14 protein-coding genes are annotated in these 18,673 nt (G+C 70.2%); 10 read left to right on the top strand and 4 right to left on the bottom strand.

Annotated features, from left to right (window positions below):
* Positions 1 to 44 precede the first annotated feature (44 nt).
* On the bottom strand, positions 45 to 275 hold the full coding sequence (locus ACIRF9_RS33765; protein WP_403830007.1) for a hypothetical protein: 231 nt from the start codon (positions 273 to 275) through the stop codon (positions 45 to 47).
* The gene (gene eccCa, locus ACIRF9_RS33760) at positions 275 to 4,255 is read right to left on the bottom strand and encodes a type VII secretion protein EccCa (protein WP_403830004.1); all 3,981 of its coding nucleotides are present in this window, start codon (positions 4,253 to 4,255) and stop codon (positions 275 to 277) included. The genes ACIRF9_RS33765 and eccCa overlap by 1 nt, the downstream gene beginning before the upstream one ends.
* A gap of 347 nt (positions 4,256 to 4,602) precedes the next feature.
* Between eccCa and eccD the strand changes: the two genes are divergently transcribed.
* Both eccD and ACIRF9_RS33750 read left to right on the top strand, forming a co-directional pair.
* Entirely contained in the window at positions 4,603 to 6,114 is a 1,512-nt protein-coding gene (gene eccD / locus ACIRF9_RS33755; RefSeq protein ID WP_403830001.1) for a type VII secretion integral membrane protein EccD, read from the top strand.
* A 28-nt stretch (positions 6,115 to 6,142) separates the two neighbouring features.
* On the top strand, positions 6,143 to 7,684 hold the full coding sequence (locus ACIRF9_RS33750) for a PQQ-binding-like beta-propeller repeat protein (protein WP_403829999.1): 1,542 nt from the start codon (positions 6,143 to 6,145) through the stop codon (positions 7,682 to 7,684).
* Between the two features lie 31 nt (positions 7,685 to 7,715).
* Here ACIRF9_RS33750 and ACIRF9_RS33745 read toward each other — a convergent pair whose 3' ends face one another.
* Positions 7,716 to 8,009: a DUF397 domain-containing protein gene (locus ACIRF9_RS33745; protein WP_403829996.1), complete on the bottom strand. Its 294-nt coding sequence runs from the start codon at positions 8,007 to 8,009 to the stop codon at positions 7,716 to 7,718.
* Positions 8,010 to 8,333: 324 nt separating this feature from the next.
* Between ACIRF9_RS33745 and rpsO the strand changes: the two genes are divergently transcribed.
* From rpsO to ACIRF9_RS33720, 5 genes are all read left to right on the top strand, one after another.
* Positions 8,334 to 8,621, top strand: a complete 288-nt coding sequence (gene rpsO / locus ACIRF9_RS33740) for a 30S ribosomal protein S15 (RefSeq protein WP_016432306.1) — start codon at positions 8,334 to 8,336, stop codon at positions 8,619 to 8,621.
* Between the two features lie 348 nt (positions 8,622 to 8,969).
* Positions 8,970 to 11,189 carry a polyribonucleotide nucleotidyltransferase gene (locus ACIRF9_RS33735; RefSeq protein WP_403829992.1) on the top strand — a complete coding sequence of 740 codons (2,220 nt, stop codon included), beginning with the start codon at positions 8,970 to 8,972 and terminating at the stop codon, positions 11,187 to 11,189.
* Entirely contained in the window at positions 11,186 to 12,565 is a 1,380-nt protein-coding gene (locus tag ACIRF9_RS33730) for a M16 family metallopeptidase (protein ID WP_403829990.1), read from the top strand. The genes ACIRF9_RS33735 and ACIRF9_RS33730 overlap by 4 nt, the downstream gene beginning before the upstream one ends.
* A gap of 26 nt (positions 12,566 to 12,591) precedes the next feature.
* Complete coding sequence (dapB, locus tag ACIRF9_RS33725) at positions 12,592 to 13,344, top strand: 4-hydroxy-tetrahydrodipicolinate reductase (protein WP_403829987.1); 753 nt, start codon at positions 12,592 to 12,594, stop codon at positions 13,342 to 13,344.
* A gap of 14 nt (positions 13,345 to 13,358) precedes the next feature.
* On the top strand, positions 13,359 to 13,814 hold the full coding sequence (locus tag ACIRF9_RS33720; protein WP_403829985.1) for a hypothetical protein: 456 nt from the start codon (positions 13,359 to 13,361) through the stop codon (positions 13,812 to 13,814).
* Positions 13,815 to 13,896: 82 nt separating this feature from the next.
* On the opposite strand, the gene ACIRF9_RS33715 is transcribed toward ACIRF9_RS33720, so the two are convergent.
* Entirely contained in the window at positions 13,897 to 14,451 is a 555-nt protein-coding gene (locus ACIRF9_RS33715) for a hypothetical protein (RefSeq protein ID WP_403829982.1), read from the bottom strand.
* 215 nt (positions 14,452 to 14,666) lie between these two features.
* Here ACIRF9_RS33715 and thyX point away from each other — a divergent pair, with 215 nt between their 5' ends.
* From thyX to ACIRF9_RS33700, 3 genes are all read left to right on the top strand, one after another.
* Positions 14,667 to 15,407, top strand: coding sequence for an FAD-dependent thymidylate synthase (thyX, locus tag ACIRF9_RS33710; RefSeq protein WP_403829979.1), 741 nt, complete (start codon positions 14,667 to 14,669; stop codon positions 15,405 to 15,407).
* A 239-nt stretch (positions 15,408 to 15,646) separates the two neighbouring features.
* Positions 15,647 to 16,546, top strand: a complete 900-nt coding sequence (gene dapA / locus ACIRF9_RS33705) for a 4-hydroxy-tetrahydrodipicolinate synthase (RefSeq protein ID WP_403829976.1) — start codon at positions 15,647 to 15,649, stop codon at positions 16,544 to 16,546.
* Positions 16,547 to 16,675: 129 nt separating this feature from the next.
* Entirely contained in the window at positions 16,676 to 18,361 is a 1,686-nt protein-coding gene (locus tag ACIRF9_RS33700) for a ribonuclease J (protein WP_403829973.1), read from the top strand.
* Positions 18,362 to 18,673: the final 312 nt, after the last annotated feature.

Here is an 18,673-nt window from a genome sequence, read left to right as displayed (position 1 = left end):
TGCCCGTGCTGCCCCCGCTGCCCCTGCTGCCCCGCGCCGTCGTCTCACATCTGGGCAGCCAGCGAAAACGTCCATACGGCCAGGCCCACCATGAACGCCGCACAGACGAACGCCACGATCCGCTTCGACCGGTACTCGGAGTCCGAGGGCTCGTTCGCCTCCGGATCCCGGAACCGCTTGGCCTGGAACCGCCACCACAGCGCCCGCTGGTCGGCCCCGCCGAGCCCGACGAGCACCGCGGCCAGCAAAAGCATGAAGATCCCGACACCGACCATCAGTACGCCCCCTCCGGCGACCACCCCACCTGCACCAACGGCTTCCCTCGCCGTCGAGAAACAAAGACCCCCCGCCCCGCGGGCATCGGCCGCGGCCGCACCCCGCCGAGGAGGTCGCCCTCTCCCGGGTCGCCGGCCAGGACCACGCCCTGGGCGCCCAGTTCCTTGATCCGCTGCATGAACGCCTCGTAGGAGGCCCGGCCCGCGCCGGCCGTGGAGCGGGCGATGATGAAGCGGACGCCCACGTCCCGGGCGAACGGCAGCATTTCCGTCAACCCTGCCAGCGGGTTGCCGCTCGACGTCGCGACCAGGTCGTAGTCGTCGATGACGACGAACACCGTCGGCCCCTGCCACCAGCTGCGGTCCCGCAGCTGCTGTGCCGTCACGTCCGCCGTCGGGGTCCGGCGCTGCATCAGGTTGGCGAGCGCGGACATGTGGTGCTCCATGGCGTTGGACATCGGGATGTACTCGGCCAGGTGGGAGGACGGGGTCACGTCCAGCAGAGAGCGCCGGTTGTCGACGACGAACAGCTTGCACTCGTCACCCGAGTAGCGCTCCGTCAGCTGCTTGATCAGCAGGCGCAGCAGGTTCGACTTGCCCGACTCGCTCTCGCCGAAGACGAGGAAGAAGGGGTCCTGCTCGAAGTCGACGAAGACCGGTTCGAGGTTGTTCTCGTCGAGCGCGAAGGCGACTCCCTGGCGCGGGAAGCGGTCGCCCGCCGGCAGCTGAGCCGCCGGGAACTCGCGCGGCAGCAGCCGTACCTCCGGCGCGGGCGCCGCCTGCCAGTGCCGGGAGACCTCCGCGGCCAGCGCCTGCGTGGCGTCGGAGAGGTCCGTGTCCGAGGCGAGACCGTCGATGCGCGGGACCGCCGCCATGAAGTGCAGCTTCTGGGGTGACTGGCCCCGGCCGGGGACGCCCGACGGGACGTTGGCGGCGACCTTGCGGTCGAGCTCGGAGTCCATCGTGTCGCCGAGCCGCAGCTCCAGACGGTTCATCAGATGGTCCTTGAGGGCGGCCCTGACCTCCATCGAGCGCGAAGCCGTCAGGACCAGATGGATGCCATAGCCGAGACCGCGCGCCGCGATCTCGTGGACGATCTGGTCCATCGCCTCGTAGTCCGCGCGGAAGTTCCCCCACCCGTCGACGACCAGGAAGACATCGCCCCAGGGCTGGTCCGTCACCGAGATCTCGCCGCGCGCCCGCTTGGCCCGGAAATCGGCGATGGAGGAGATGCCGGCCGCGCGGAAGTACTCCTCGCGGCGGGTCATCACGCCGTACACCTCGGCCACCGTGCGCCGCACCCGCTCCGGGTCCAGACGCGAGGCCACCCCGCCGACGTGCGGCAGTCCGGCCACCGCCGCCATGCCGCCACCGCCGAAGTCGAGGCCGTAGAACTGGACCTCGTGCGGGGTGTGGGTCAGTGCGAAGGAGCAGATCAGCGAGCGCAGCAGGGTCGACTTGCCGGACTGCGGGCCGCCGAGGATCTGCATATGGCCGGCCGCGCCCGAGAAGTCCACCCAGAGCGCGTCGCGGCGCTGCTCGTACGGCTTGTCCACCAGACCGACGGGGACCACCAGCCGGCCGGCGCCCTCGTAGCCGGGCTGGGCGAGCCCGCGGCCCTGGACCGCCGTGAGGCCGGGCAGGAGCACGTCGAGCGACGGCGGGCTGTCCAGCGGGGGCAGCCACACCTGGTGCGCCGCCGGGCCCTGCGCCTCCAGCCGCCGCACGATCACGTCGAGGACGGTGTCCGCGAGCGCCTCGTCCACCTCCGGCTCGTCCCCCGAGGACGCGCCGGATCGCTGCCGGGGCACCGGCACGTACTGCACCGGCACCTCCGCCGCAGTGAACAGCACCGGCCGCCGGTCCACCGGCAGCGGCCCGCCGCCCAGCGCCACCCGCTGCGCGCCCGAACGGTAGACGCCGGAGACGTACGCCGCCTTGAACCTCAGCATTTCGTCCGTGCCGAACTTCAGGAAGCCGGAACCCGGCACGTTCGGCAGCTCGTAGGCGTCGGGCACGCCCAGCGCCGCACGGGACTCCGCCGCCGAGAAGGTGCGCAGACCGATCCGGTACGACAGATACGTCTCCAGGCCGCGCAGCCGGCCCTCCTCCAGGCGCTGCGAGGCCAGCAGCAGATGCACGCCGAGCGAGCGGCCGATCCGGCCGATCTGCACGAACATCTCGATGAAGTCCGGCTTGGCGGTGAGCAGCTCGCTGAACTCGTCGATCACCAGGACCAGCGAGGGGATCGGCTGGAGCGGGGCGCCGGCCGCCCGGGCCTTCTCGTAGTCGTGGATGTTGGCGTAGTTGCCCGCGTCCCGCAGCATCTCCTGACGTCGGTTCAGCTCGCCGCGGATGGAGTCGCCCATGCGGTCGACCAGGGTGAGGTCGTCGGCCAGGTTGGTGATGACGGCCGCCACATGCGGCATCTGCGCCATGCCGGCGAAGGTCGCGCCGCCCTTGAAGTCGGCGAGCACGAAGTTCAAGGTCTCGGAGGAGTGGGTGACCGCCAGGCCCAGCACCAGGGTGCGCAGGAGTTCCGACTTGCCGGAACCGGTCGCGCCGACGCACAGGCCGTGCGGGCCCATGCCCTCCTGCGCGGCCTCCTTGAGGTCCAGCATCACGGGGCGGCCGTCCTCTCCGACACCGATCGGCACCCGCAGCCGCTCCGCCAGCGACCGCGGCCGCCAGGTGCGCCGGGGGTCGACGGACGCCGCGTCACCGAGGTTGAGCAGGTCGGTGAACTCCAGGTTCGCCAGCAGCGGTTCGTCGTCGTCCCCGCCGGACGCCATCCGCAGCGGCGCCAGCTGCCGCGCGAGCACCTCCGCGGACTCGTACGACAGAGTGTCGGGCGTCCCCTCGTAGACACCGCCGTGCCCGGACTCCAGGTGCAGCGCGCCCGGCTGTACGACGATGTTGAGCTCGCCGCCCGCTCCGGTCAGCTCGCCTGGCACGATCTCCAGGACGGTGACGCCCTGCAGGCCCTCGGGGTTGGCCAGCAGGGAGTCCTGGGGGAGGGAGAGGCCGTCGAGGAGGACGACGATGTGCGGTTCGTCCGGCAGGGGAGCGGAGTTGGGGTGGAAGCGCGGCCGACCGGTGAGGCGGGAGGCGAGCAGGTTCTCCAGCTCGCGCGAGTCACTGCCGATCAGCCGGCGGCTGCCCGCGCCGTCCACGGCGTCCGACGCCTGCACGTGCGGCAGCCACTTGGCCCACTCCCAGTGCGGCAGTTCCTCTCGGCCCGCCGCGACCACGACGACGAGGTCCTCGGGCGAGTGCATCGCGGCCAGCGAACCGGCCAGGGCGCGGGCGGAGGACCGTACGGACACCGGTTCGCCGCTGACCGTCACCCAGTAGAAGGCGCGCAGGGAGACCGCCATCGGCAGGTCGTCCAGGGTGCCGTGCACGGCGAGGAAGCGCTGCAGGGCGCTTGCTGTCAGCGGCTCCAGCTGCTCGACGGGGCCGGTCTCCGGGGCGAGGAGAGGTGTGGCCAGCGACTGGGCGCCGAGGCCGATCCGGACCTGGGCGAAGTCCTCGTCGCCCGGCCGCCGTTCCCACACTCGGCTGCCCTCGGCGACCAGCGCCCACAGCTGCTCGGGGGAGGGGTGCAGGTAGTACTGCGCGTCCCGCTGCGTCTTCGCGGTCTCCAGCGTGGTGCGCCGGGTCTGCGCCAGATAGCTGAGGTAGTCACGGCGCAGATCCGCCAACTGCCCCTGGGAGCCGCGGCGGAAGCGGATCACCATCGCGACGGACATGGCCACCGTCGAGGCGATCATGACCATGCCCATGATCCTCATGAACGGCTGCCCGCTCGTGAAGAAGAAGACCACCGAGCCACCCATGCCGAGCGTCGGCAGGAGTTGCATCAGCACGCTCTCCTGGTTCCCCCGCGGCAGTTCCGGCGGGGGCTGTACGGCGATCTCGCCCGTGGGCACTTCGGACGGCAGCGACCTGGGCGGCCGCTTCACGACGATGTGGCTCACTGCTCACCAATTCCCTCAACGGCCCCGGGCAGTTCCGGAAAGTACCGTCCGCCACCCCGTGTCAGGCGGACGCAGGCCGCCGCGTGATCCTACTGACTTCTCGTGTGACGAGGGGGCGGTAGGGTGCCGGATGTTCGCGTGAGCACATACGACTTGGGCCCGGGACGCCGGAACATTCCGTGCGATTGGGAACGGTTCGGCGCTCCGCGGCCGCCCGACGGCGCCCGTCTCGTCGTCCGGCCGGACCCACGGGCCCGATCGGGCGCGAACCGGCGCAGCACTTTCACAGCACCGACACACGGCACACGCGAGCAGACGCGACAACCAGCACTGAGGGGGAGCAGAAGGTGAGCATCACGGCGTCCGCGGCAGCCACCGGGGGAGGGCACGGAACGGGAGCGCCCTCCGGACCGGGAACGGGACTGGGCTTCTGCCGGGTCACCATCGTCGCGCCCGACAGCAGGATCGACGTCGCCCTCCCCGACGACATCCCGGTCGTCGACATCTACCCAGAGATCCTCAGGCTCTCCCGGCAGAGCCCCGCCGAGGGCGCCCCGGTCGGCTACCACCTCGTACGCCGGGACGGCACCGTCCTCGACGGCTCCCGCTCGTTCACCGCCCAGCACATCCTCGACGGCGAACTCCTCACCCTGCGCCCCTTCTCGGAGTCGCTTCCCCCGGCCGTCCATGACGACGTGTCCGAGGCCGTCGCCGCCGCGGTCACCCGCGAACGCACCCTGTGGGGCGGCGAACTGACCCGGGCCGCGGGCCTCGTCGGCGGCGGCGTCCTGCCGGCCCTGCTCGCCTTCGTGGCCTGGACGGGCGACCCGCGCCACGACATGAACGCGCTGCCCGGCATCCTCGCCGCCGTCGCCGGCGTCCTCCTCGTCGCCCTCGCCTGTGTGCGGGCCCGCGTCTACGACGACCGCGCCTCGGCCGTCGCCCTGGGCCTCGGCGCCCTGCCGAACATCGGCGTGGCCGGCTCCGGCCTCCTCCCGCTCGCCGACGGCCAGGGCATCGGCAAGCTGCAGTTCCTCCTGGCCTGCGCGGCGGTACTGGTGGCCGCGGTCCTGCTCACCCTGTGCTCCCCGGCCGGCGACGGCCCGTTCGTCTCCTGTGTCGTCGCCTCGGGCGTCGCCCTGGCCGCCGTCTTCGCGGGGATCCTCGCGCACTGGACGCCCTCCGAGATCGCCGCCCTGTGCGCCCCCCTGGGCGTGGGCGCCCTCGCGTTCCTGCCAGGCCTGTCCATGCGGTTCGCCCGGCTGCCGATCGGCTACGACGCCCGGGACTCCGCCCCGCGCAGCGCGTACGGCGCCGACCCCGCCCCCCAGGAGCCGGTCGACGTCGAGCGCATCACCGCCCAGGCCCGCCGCGGCCACGAACTCCTGGTCGGCCTGGTCGGCGGCTGCGCGATCCTCGCCGTCGGCTCCTGCGCGGTCCTCGGCTTCTCCGACGACCTGTGGGCCCAACTGCTCGCCCTCGCGACCGGCGTCGCCCTGCTGATGCGCGCCCACCTCTTCCGCTACACCGCCCAGGTCGCCCCCGTCCTGGCCGCGGGCCTCGGCTCGCTGGTGCTGCTCGGCCTCGGCCTGGCGCTCAACCCGCCCGTTTCGGTGTTCCACGACGCCCTGACCGGCGACCGCAGCGGCCTGGACCTCCGCACGATCTGGCTGGTCGCGGCGATCGCGGCCGCGGCCGCGATCGTCACCGCGATCGGCCTGATCGCCTCACGCGGCGGGCTCACCCCGTTCTGGGGCCGGTTCATGGAGATCGCCGAGGGCTTCGTCCTGCTGACCCTGCTCCCGCTGGCGCTGGCGGTCTTCGACGTGTACGCCACCGCCCGGTCCATGACGAGCTGAGCTCAGCGAAGGGAAAGGAACAGCGAGCGTGAGCTTCGGCCCACCCCCGTCCGTCTTCACCCAGTCCACCCTCGCCGCCGAGGCCGACCGCGCCAGACGCCGCCGGAAGCTGCTGGTGTGGCCGTCGGCCGGCGCCCTCGTCGTGGCGCTCGTCGTCGCAGGCCTCCTCCTCCGGGGCGGCGACGACGCCGGCACCGGAGCCAAGAGGGGAACCACCGCCGCGCAGGGCCGCCTCGACGTCCGGGAGACCGTCGAGAAACGGCCCGCGAGCACCGTCGGCACCCGCGCCTTCCGCTTCTCCCTGGACGACATGAGCCCCGGCGAGCACTACGAGATGCCCGGCATGTGGGCCACCGACAAGATCCTCGCCAAGGGCATCAACAAGACCGTCGCCGGCCTAGCCATCGGCACCGACGCCGCACCCGGCGACGAGCGGTGGAAGCTCACCCTCGACGGCCCCATCTGCGGCTACACCCGCCATGTGACCGGCGACCACCGCACCGCCGTCCTGTACCGGGCCAGTTCCGACGAGGGCGCGTTCTGCGACCACGTCGCCTACTTCGACCTCGACGACGGCCGCGAGATCTGGTCCCACGACTTCCCGGTGTACGGCCTCGGCGCAGCCCCGAAGAAGCCGAGCAGCGGCAGCTACCAGGACCCCCCGAGCGTGACCCTCACCCATGACACGGTCGCCGTCACCTGGGGCGGGGGCACGCTCGCGTACGACATGGACCACGGCAGGCAGCGGTGGAGCGTCAAGGCGACCGCCCCCTGCCATGACGCGGGCGCCGCCGGCGGAGGCGCGCTGCTCGTACGCCAGAAGTGCTGGAGCGACGACAAGGACCTCCCCGTCGACTCCTACGAGTACGCCACCTACAAGGTCCGCAAGCTGGACCCGGACACCGGCCGCGTCCTGTGGACCTACTCCGCCGCCAAGGGCGTCCGCGAGGTCGACATCCCCTCCGCCGAACCGGCGCTCATCGCCGTCTCCGCGGGCGACATCGGCATCACCGAACTGCTGTCCCTCGACGACAAGGGCAAGAACCGCGCCACGATCCGCCTGCAGAACGGCACCTACGTCGGCGAGTGCTCGTACGGCGACTACCTCGTCGTCGACGACTGCCCGACCATCGCCGTCGGCGACGGCCAGGTCTTCCTGCGGAGCAAGGAGATGACCGACAAGGCCGACAAGAGCATCTCCAACTGGGTCATCGGCTTCGACCTGGCGACCGGGAACAGCACCAGGAAGTTCGACGCCGGACCCAATTCCCTGCTCTACCCGGTACGGATGAGCGGCGACCGCCTCCTCGCGCTGCGGGACAGCGACGACCACATCACGCCCACCGGGCTGGTCAGTCTGGATCCCGCGAGCGGCGAGGAGACCCCGTACTTCTACTTCAACCTGCCGGCCGAGGCGGAGTTGATGGACATGACGGAGTACAACGACATCCTCGTCCAGGACGGCCGCCTCTTCTTCGGCCGGAAGGCGGTCGACGGCCCCGCCAAGACCGATCCGCAGTGGGTGTATCTGGTCCTCGGCATCGAGAGCGACGCCCACAGGAGTTCGTGACGCCCGAGGAGCGGCGGCCGGCGCCGACGGGCTACCGTGCCGCCCGCTCCTCGTCGTGCGCCGCCGGCTCCAGATCGAACTCCCCGTCCCGCGCCCCGAGCACGAACGCCCGCCATTCCCCCTCCGTGTAGCGCAGCACGGTGTCCGGGTCGAGCGAGGACCGCATCGCCACCGCCCCGCCGGGCAGGTCCGCGATCTCGACGCGCTCCTCGTGCTCCTCCGTACCGGGAGCGCACTTCCACTCGACGCCGGAGATGTCGAGCGCGTACAGCTCGTCCCGCTCGCGCTCCTTGCGCGCCTTCATCTCCGCTTCCGTCTCCGCCATGCCGCAGCGTCCCCTTCCCGACGTGCCGACTGCCCGAGGTGCCGACTGCCCGGCTCGTCGCATTGCCGACCTTCGCTCCGTCCACGATCCGAGCGTCACCCTAGTGGTCCGCTTTCCGCGGCGGCGAGGATTCGGATACCGGGGAGAAGACGCCTGCCACCTCCTGGTACCCTGTCCATCGGCCGTTTGTGTACGCACCCCCGGAGCCTGACCCAGGCCCTGGAGGCCGCGCCCAGCGGATCCCCGCCTCCCGAGTAACGGAAGCTCCCCCGAGACACAGACCGGGGGCACTCGGTGGCCACTCAAAGACTACGAGGAGTACGCGTGTCGCTCGACGCCGCTACGAAGAAGCAGATCATCGCCGAGTTCGGCCAGAAGGAGGGCGACACCGGCTCCCCCGAGGTCCAGGTCGCCATGCTCTCGCGTCGGATCTCCGACCTGACCGAGCACCTCAAGACCCACAAGCACGACCACCACTCCCGCCGTGGTCTGCTGATCCTCGTCGGCCAGCGCCGCCGCCTGCTGCAGTACCTGGCCAAGAAGGACATCCAGCGCTTCCGTACGCTGGTCGACCGCCTCGGCATCCGCCGCGGTGCGGCCGGCGCCAAGTAAGACGCCAGGGAGGGGAGCGGTTCCCGTTCGAAGGGGGCCGCTCCCTTTTGCTGTACGTACGGAAAGGTGCGGACTGTCACCGCCCCTTTGTAGTGTGGTAGCACAACGCAAGACGCACGACACAGAGTGATGACACGTACTCACTACGGGTAGGGCGTCATCACCCACCGAACGAGGAGACGCGCACCCAGCCGCCGCCGGTCCTCGGTAGTGGCCCCCGGGGGAAGCGAGCCCCGGGTGCTTCGATCGAAGACCGGCCCGCACAGCACGGAGCGCTTCTCCGCCACCGTCCCCCTGCCACACGGGCAGCCAGGGGACAAAAGACGACAAGTAACGGAGAAAACGCTAGTGGAGAACGAGACCCACTACGCCGAGGCCGTCATCGACAACGGCGCCTTCGGCACCCGCACCATCCGCTTCGAGACGGGCCGCCTGGCCCGCCAGGCCGCCGGCTCCGCCGTCGCCTACCTGGACGACGACACCATGGTGCTGTCGGCCACCACCGCCTCCAAGAACCCCAAGGACCAGCTCGACTTCTTCCCCCTGACGGTGGACGTCGAGGAGCGGATGTACGCCGCCGGCAAGATCCCCGGCAGCTTCTTCCGCCGTGAGGGCCGTCCCTCCGAGGACGCCATCCTCACCTGCCGCCTGATCGACCGCCCGCTGCGCCCGTCCTTCAAGAAGGGCCTGCGCAACGAGATCCAGGTCGTCGCCACGATCATGGCCCTCAACCCCGACCACCTGTACGACGTCGTGGCGATCAACGCCGCGTCCGCGTCCACGCAGCTGGCCGGTCTGCCCTTCTCCGGCCCGATCGGCGGCGTCCGCGTCGCGCTGATCAACGGCCAGTGGGTCGCCTTCCCGACGCACACCGAGCTCGAGGACGCCGTCTTCGACATGGTCGTCGCGGGCCGCGTCCTGGAGGACGGCGACGTCGCGATCATGATGGTCGAGGCCGAGGCCACCGAGAAGACCATCCAGCTGGTCCAGGGCGGCGCCGAGGCGCCGACCGAGGAGGTCGTCGCCTCCGGTCTGGACGCCGCGAAGCCCTTCATCAAGGTGCTCTGCAAGGCCCAGGCCGACCTCGCCGCCAAGGCCGCGAAGCCGACCGGCGAGTTCCCGGTCTTCCTCGACTACCAGGACGACGTCCTGGAGGCGCTGTCCGCCGCCGTCCGCCCGGAGCTCACCTCCGCGCTGACCATCGCGGGCAAGCAGGAGCGCGAGGCCGAGCTGGACCGCGTCAAGGCGCTCGCCGCCGAGAAGCTCCTGCCGGAGTTCGAGGGCCGTGAGAAGGAGATCTCCGCCGCGTACCGCTCCCTGACCAAGCAGCTCGTCCGCGAGCGCGTGATCAAGGAGAAGAAGCGCATCGACGGCCGCGGCGTGACGGACATCCGTACGCTCGCCGCCGAGGTCGAGGCCATCCCGCGGGTCCACGGTTCGGCCCTGTTCGAGCGTGGCGAGACCCAGATCCTGGGCGTCACCACCCTCAACATGCTCCGCATGGAGCAGCAGCTGGACACCCTCTCCCCGGTGACCCGCAAGCGCTACATGCACAACTACAACTTCCCGCCGTACTCCGTCGGCGAGACCGGCCGCGTGGGCTCCCCCAAGCGCCGCGAGATCGGCCACGGCGCCCTCGCCGAGCGCGCCATCGTGCCGGTCCTGCCGACGCGCGAGGAGTTCCCCTACGCGATCCGCCAGGTGTCCGAGGCCCTCGGCTCCAACGGCTCGACGTCCATGGGCTCGGTCTGCGCCTCCACCATGTCGCTGCTGAACGCCGGTGTGCCCCTGAAGGCCCCCGTCGCCGGTATCGCCATGGGCCTGATCTCCCAGGAGATCAACGGCGAGACGCACTACGTCGCCCTCACCGACATCCTCGGTGCGGAGGACGCCTTCGGCGACATGGACTTCAAGGTCGCCGGCACCAAGGAGTTCGTCACCGCCCTCCAGCTCGACACCAAGCTGGACGGCATCCCGGCCTCCGTCCTGGCCGCCGCCCTCAAGCAGGCCCGTGACGCCCGCCTCCACATCCTCGACGTGATGATGGAAGCGATCGACACGCCGGACGAGATGTCCCCCAACGCCCCGCGGATCATCACCGTCAAGATCCCCGTGGACAAGATCGGCGAGGTCATCGGCCCGAAGGGCAAGATGATCAACCAGATCCAGGAGGACACCGGCGCCGAGATCACGATCGAGGACGACGGCACCATCTACATCGGTGCCGCCGACGGCCCGGCCGCCGAGGCCGCCCGCGCCACGATCAACGGCATCGCCAACCCGACGATGCCCGAGGTCGGCGAGCGCTACCTGGGTACGGTCGTCAAGACCACCACCTTCGGCGCGTTCGTCTCCCTGCTCCCCGGCAAGGACGGTCTGCTGCACATCTCGCAGATCCGCAAGCTGGCCGGCGGCAAGCGCGTGGAGAACGTCGAGGACGTCGTCGGCGTGGGCCAGAAGGTCCAGGTCGAGATCGCCGAGATCGACTCCCGCGGCAAGCTCTCCCTGATCCCCGTGATCGAGGGCGAGGAAGGCTCGGACGAGCAGAAGGACGACACCGACAAGTGACGTCGAGTAGCTCCAAGGCGACGGCCCGCACCTCTTCGGAGGCGCGGGCCGTCGCCCGTACCCAAACCCTGATCAAGGGCGAGAACGGCATCGGCACGGTCCGCAAGACCACCCTCCCCGGCGGCCTGCGCATCGTCACCGAAACCCTCCCCTCGGTCCGCTCCGCGACCTTCGGGATCTGGGCCCACGTCGGCTCCCGCGACGAGACCCCCTCGCTGAACGGCGCCACGCACTACCTGGAGCACCTGCTCTTCAAGGGCACGACCCGGCGCAGCGCGCTGGACATCTCCTCCGCCATCGACGCCGTCGGCGGCGAGATGAACGCGTTCACGGCGAAGGAGTACACGTGCTACTACGCGCGCGTGCTCGACACCGACCTGCCGCTCGCCATAGACGTCGTCTGCGACATGCTGACCGGCTCCCTCATCCTCGAGGAGGACGTCAACGTCGAGCGCGGCGCGATCCTCGAAGAGATCGCCATGACCGAGGACGACCCCGGCGACTGTGTGCACGACCTGTTCGCGCACACCATGTTCGGCGACAACGCCCTCGGCCGCCCGGTCCTCGGCACCGTCGACACGGTCAACGCCCTCACCGCCGACCGCATCCGCCGCTTCTACAAGAAGCACTACGACCCGACGCACCTGGTCGTGGCGGCCGCCGGCAACATCGACCACAACAAGGTCGTACGCCAGGTCCGCGCGGCCTTCGAGAAGGCGGGCGCGTTCAAGAACCCGGGCGCCGACCCGATCGCCCCGCGCGACGGCCGACGCACCCTCCGCACCGCGGGCCGGGTCGAACTGCTCGGCCGCAAGACCGAGCAGGCGCACGTCGTCCTCGGCATGCCCGGCCTGTCCCGCACCGACGACCGCCGCTGGGCGCTCGGCGTGCTGAACACCGCCCTCGGCGGCGGCATGTCCTCCCGCCTCTTCCAGGAGGTCCGCGAAAAGCGCGGCCTGGCCTACAGCGTGTACTCCTACACCTCCGGCTTCGCCGACTGCGGCCTCTTCGGCGTCTACGCCGGCTGCCGGCCGTCGCAGGTCCACGACGTGCTGAAGATCTGCCGCGACGAGCTCGACCACGTCGCCGGACACGGGCTGTCCGACGACGAGATAGAGCGTGCCATCGGCCAGCTCAGGGGCTCCACGGTGCTCGGCCTGGAGGACACCGGTGCGCTCATGAACCGCATCGGCAAGAGTGAGCTGTGCTGGGGCGAGCAGATGTCCGTCGACGACATGCTGACCCGGATAGCGGCGGTCACCCCGGACGAGGTCCGTTCGGTGGCCCGCGACATCCTGGGACAGCGCCCGTCGCTGTCGGTCATCGGCCCGCTCAAGGACAAGCAGGCCTCCCGGCTGCACGACGCCGTCGCCTAATCCACTCCCGTAAGGAAGCACAACAGATGAGCAAGCTGCGCGTGGCGGTCCTCGGCGCCAAGGGCCGGATCGGCTCCGAGGCGGTACGGGCGGTCGAGGCCGCCGAGGACCTGGAGCTGGTGGCCGCCCTGAGCCGGGGCGACAAGCTGGAGACGCTGGCGGAGACCGGCGCCCAGGTCGCCGTGGAACTCACCACGCCCGCCTCCGTCATGGACAACCTCGAGTACTGCGTCGGACACGGCATCCACGCCGTCGTCGGCACGACGGGCTGGACCGACGAGCGCCTCGCGCAGCTGAAGGGCTGGCTGGCCGCCTCCCCGCGGACAGGCGTCCTCATCGCGCCGAACTTCTCCATCGGCGCGGTCCTGACCATGAAGTTCGCGCAGATCGCCGCGCCGTACTTCGAGTCCGTCGAGGTCGTCGAACTGCACCACCCGAAGAAGGTCGACGCCCCCTCCGGCACCGCCACGCGCACCGCCCAGCTCATCGCCGAGGCCCGCCGCGCGGCCGGCACCGCCCCGGCGCCGGACGCCACCGAGACGGCCCTGGACGGCGCGCGCGGCGCGAGCGTCGACGGAATCCCCGTCCACGCCGTCCGGCTGCGCGGTCTGCTGGCCCACCAGGAGGTCCTGCTGGGCGGCGAGGGCGAGACCCTGACCGTCCGCCACGACTCCCTGCACCACAGCAGCTTCATGCCGGGCATCCTGCTCGGCGCCCGCCGGGTGGTGACGACTCCGGGCCTCACCTTCGGCCTGGAGCACTTCCTGGACCTGAACTAGAGATCCGCCCCGACATGCGCGCGAAGCTCTCCTACGCCCTCACGGCCGCCGTCCTGGTCTTCTACTTCGTCCTGGTCGGCAGCCGTGGCGTCATGCTCATACAGTCCGGCACGGTCATCACCGTCACCTTCGGGATCTCGGTGCTGATCCTGCCGGTCATCGGCGTCTGGTTCCTGTGGAAGAACACCCAGTTCGTCCGCCGAGCCAACGCCCTCGCCGCGGAACTCGACGCCGAGGGCGGCCTGCCCGTCGACGAGCTCAAGCGCACCCCCGCCGGCCGGATCGACCGCGACTCGGCCGACGAGGTCTTCGCCCAGCGCAAGGCCGAGACCGAGGCTGCCCCCGACGACTGGCGCACCTGGTTCCGGCTGGCGGTCGCCTACCACGACGCCCGCGACACCCCGCGCGCCCGCAAGGCGATGCAGCGAGCGATCAGTCTCCACGACGGCAGGCGGATCGGGGCCGCCTGAGCCCCGCGAGCACATCGTCGCCGTACGCCGAAGGGGCCGGCCCGCACCCGATGCGGACCGGCCCCTTCGGCGTACGACGGTGTCAGACGGGCCGGTTCTCCGCGGCCCACGCCTCCACCGCGTCCGCGGCCCGGTCGAAGCCCTCGGCCCGCCCCAGGAAGTCCGCACCGTGCGTCGTCATCAGCACCGCGGCCTCCTCCGTCGCCCGGTCACGCCGTACGACGACCAGCGCCTGCCCCTGGAGGGTCCGCGGCAGCCCCAGCCAGCGCACGGGCTGCTGCACGGTCCGCACGGCCGCGACCCGGTCCCACGGCACCGTCCGTGTGAGGAGGAACCGCACCTGCCGCAGCCCGCGCGAGCTCACCCACACGCCCATGCGCAGCAGCCGCAGCGCAGCCGCGATCACCAGCAGTGAGATCCCCAGGATCACTCCGGCCTCGGAGGCCGAGGCGGTGAGCGCGATCACGACCGCCGCGAGCAGCACGTACGAGGCGAGCAGCAGCGCCAGCGCGGCCGTCGCGACCCGCCAGGGACCGGGCCGGTAGGGGCGCCGCCAGTGCTCACGGTCCTCGAAGGGCAGCGCGACATCGTCCGCCGCCTCGAAGGGGCGGTCGGCCGTCAGGAAGGGCAGGGGCACGGCTGGTCCTCACTCGTCCATGCGTGGGCTGTGCCCGGTGAGGCTACCGCGTCAGGGTCCCTGAGAGGCCTGCGGCTGCTGTGACGGCTGTGACTGTTGCGCCGGAGAGGAGTGGTCCACGGTCGGCGCCGGCCTCCCCGACGACCGGGGGTCACCGTCCGCGCCCCGTAGAGTGGGCGCCGCCCGCAGAAGTGATGGAAGGGACCCTCCGACCCGTGACAGACACCCCCGCCGCCGCCCTCACGCCCAGCTTCCGGAGCGACGTCACCGTCGAGCTGGTCAAGCACAGCGCGTCCGACTCCGACGTGCTGTGGGCCGCCCGTGTCTCCACCGCCGGCGAGCAGTCCCTGGACGAGCTGAAGAAGGACCCCGAGCGCTCCAAGGGCCTGATCAACTACCTGATGCGGGACCGGCACGGCAGCCCCTTCGAGCACAACTCGATGACCTTCTTCATCAGCGCCCCGATCTTCGTGTTCCGCGAGTTCATGCGGCACCGCGTGGGCTGGTCCTACAACGAGGAGTCGGGCCGCTACCGGGAGCTGGAGCCGGTGTTCTACGTCCCGGGCACCTCCCGCAAGCTCGTGCAGCAGGGCCGCCCGGGCAAGTACGTCTTCGTCGAGGGCACCCCCGAGCAGCACGAGTTCGTCGGCAAGGCCATGGAGGACTCCTACCGGCAGGCGTACGAGGCCTACCAGGAGATGCTGGCCCAGGGCGTCGCCCGCGAGGTCGCCCGCTCGGTCCTGCCGGTCGGCCTCTTCTCCTCGATGTACGCCACCTGCAACGCCCGCTCGCTGATGCACTTCCTCGGCCTGCGCACCCAGCACGAGCTGGCCAAGGTGCCGTCCTTCCCGCAGCGGGAGATCGAGATGGTCGGCGAGAAGATGGAGGCCGAGTGGGCGAAGCTCATGCCGCTCACGTACGCCGCTTTCAACGCCAATGGCCGTGTCGCTCCGTAACGAAGGAACGGTCGTGTCGCCCCCGGGGCGAAGGCCTGTTCTCCCTTCCGGCACACATGTACGGTCATCCGCGCGAAGTGTCCGTATTGCGGCATTTGGAGAAGTTCATCTAGCCTGATCAAACGGACCCGGTACTGCTTGAACCCCCGAGCAGGCAGTACCGGGATCCGCATTTGTCGTGACTTTTCGTAACCCCCCGAGGGCAGACCACACGGGGAGCAACGAGTAGCGTGTAACCCATGGCTCCGACCTCCACTCCGCAGACCCCCTTCGGGCGGGTCCTCACCGCCATGGTCACGCCCTTCACGGCGGACGGCGCACTCGACCTCGACGGCGCTCAGCGGCTCGCCACCCACCTGGTGGACGCAGGCAACGACGGCCTGATCATCAACGGCACCACCGGCGAGTCCCCCACCACCAGCGACGCGGAGAAATCGGACCTCGTACGAGCCGTCCTGGAGGCCGTCGGCGACCGGGCCCACATCGTGGCCGGTGTCGGCACCAACGACACCCACCACAGCATCGAACTGGCCAAGGCCGCCGAACAGACCGGCGCACACGGCCTCCTGGTCGTCACCCCGTACTACAACAAGCCCCCTCAGGAGGGCCTGTACCGCCACTTCACGGCGGTCGCCGACGCCACCGAGCTGCCGGTCATGCTCTACGACATCCCCGGCCGCAGCGGCGTCCCGATCAGCACCGAGACGCTCGTCCGCCTCGCCGAGCACCCGCGGATCGTCGCCAACAAGGACGCCAAGGGCGACCTGGGCCGCGCGAGCTGGGCCATCGCGCGCTCCCGCCTCGCCTGGTACTCGGGCGACGACATGCTGAACCTGCCGCTGCTCTCCGTGGGCGCGGTCGGCTTCGTCTCGGTCGTCGGCCACGTCGTCACCCCGGACCTGAGGGCCCTCGTCGACGCCTTCGTCGCCGGAGACGTCCAGAAGGCCACCGAGATCCACCAGAAGCTGCTCCCGGTCTACACGGGTATGTTCCGCACCCAGGGCGTCATGACCACCAAGGCCGCTCTGGCCCTCCAGGGCCTGCCCGCGGGCCCGCTGCGCTCGCCCATGGTCGAGTGCTCGCCGGAAGAGATCGAGCAGCTCAAGATCGATCTTGCCGCGGGCGGGGTACAGCTCTGACAACGGACTTCACAACTGAATAAGCAGGACACCGGTGCCTGCGATCCACAACGACAACTGCTTCTGCACGAACGTCACGCGCGCCACGTGCCCTACCGGTACGTGGCGCGCGTGTTTGAGGAGAGTCTTTTGAGTCATCCGCATCCCGAACTGAGCCCGCCCCCGCCGCTCCCCGAGGGCGGCCTGCGGGTCACCCCACTCGGCGGTCTCGGCGAGATCGGCCGGAACATGACGGTCTTCGAGTACGGCGGCCGTCTCCTGATCGTCGACTGCGGAGTGCTCTTCCCCGAGGAGGAGCAGCCCGGAATCGACCTGATCCTGCCGGACTTCTCGTCCATCCGTGACCGTCTGGACGCCATCGAGGGCATCGTCCTGACCCACGGCCACGAGGACCACATCGGAGCCGTCCCCTACCTCCTGCGCGAGAAGCCGGACATCCCGCTGATCGGCTCCAAGCTGACCCTCGCCCTCATCGAGGCCAAGCTCCAGGAGCACCGCATCCGCCCGTACACCCTCGAGGTGGCGGAGGGGAACCGCGAGCGCATCGGCCCCTTCGACTGCGAGTTCATCGCCGTCAACCACTCCATCCCGGACGCCCTCGCCGTCGCGATCCGCACCCCCGCCGGCATGGTGGTCCACACGGGTGACTTCAAGATGGACCAGCTGCCGCTGGACAACCGTCTGACGGATCTACACGCGTTCGCACGGCTGAGCGAGGAAGGCATCGACCTCCTCCTCACCGACTCCACCAACGCCGAGGTCCCCGGCTTCACCCCGCACGAGCGGGACATCTCCAACGTCCTGCGCACGGTCTTCGCGGGCGCCCGCAAGCGGATCATCGTGGCCAGCTTCGCCAGCCACGTCCACCGCATCCAGCAGATCCTGGACGCCGCCCACGAGTACGGCCGCCGGGTCGCCTTCGTCGGCCGCTCCATGGTCCGCAACATGGGCATCGCACGGGACCTGGGCTACCTGAAGGTCCCGCCGGGCCTGGTGGTGGACGTCAAGACGCTCGACGACCTGCCGGACCACGAGGTGGTCCTGGTCTGTACGGGCTCCCAGGGCGAACCGATGGCCGCCCTGTCCCGCATGGCCAACCGCGACCACCAGATCCGTATCGTCCCCGGCGACACGGTGATCCTGGCCTCGTCCCTCATCCCCGGCAACGAGAACGCGGTCTACCGCGTGATCAACGGCCTGACCCGCTGGGGCGCGAACGTCGTCCACAAGGGCAACGCCAAGGTCCATGTCTCCGGCCACGCCTCGGCGGGCGAGCTGCTGTACTTCTACAACATCTGCCGCCCGAAGAACCTGATGCCGGTTCACGGCGAATGGCGCCACCTGCGCGCCAACGCCGAGCTGGGCGCCATGACGGGCGTCCCGCACGACCGCATCGTCATCGCCGAGGACGGCGTCGCCGTCGACCTCGTCGAGGGCAAGGCCAAGATCTCCGGCAAGGTCCAGGCGGGTTACGTCTACGTCGACGGCCTCTCCGTCGGCGACGTCGGCGAGCCGGCGCTGAAGGACCGGAAGATCCTCGGCGACGAGGGCATCATCTCGGTCTTCGTGGTCGTGGACTCCTCCACCGGCAAGATCACCGGCGGCCCGCACATCCAGGCCCGCGGCTCGGGCATCGAGGACTCCGCCTTCGGGGACGTCATCCCGAAGATCACCGAGGTCCTGGAGCGCTCCGCCCAGGACGGCGTGGTCGAACCCCACCAGCTGCAGCAGCTCATCCGCCGCACCCTGGGCAAGTGGGTCTCCGACAACTATCGCCGCAGGCCGATGATCCTCCCGGTCGTGGTGGAGGTCTGAGCGACGAACGACCTCTCGTACGCCCCTCGTACGGGTGAACCTGGAGCGGGCCGTCTCGATTTGCATCGAGGCGGCCCGCTCCAGTACGTTTACGGCTCCGCCTGAACGGGAACCCGGTACGCCTCGTGCACCGGGACCAGTCCCGGGAGGGGCCGGGAAAACCGACTCAGAACTTCTGATAAAGTCGGAACCGCCGGAAAGGAAACCGCGAAACAAAAGCGGGAACCTGGAAAGCACCGAGGAAATCGGATCGAGAAAAGATCTGATAGAGTCGGAAACGCAAGACCGAAGGGAAGCGCCCGGAGGAAAGCC

This window comes from Streptomyces sp. NPDC096132 (assembly GCF_044763345.1).
Classification (GTDB): domain Bacteria; phylum Actinomycetota; class Actinomycetes; order Streptomycetales; family Streptomycetaceae; genus Streptomyces.
Note: the sequence above shows the minus strand (reverse complement) of the source record. Positions and strands in the feature narration are given on the sequence as shown.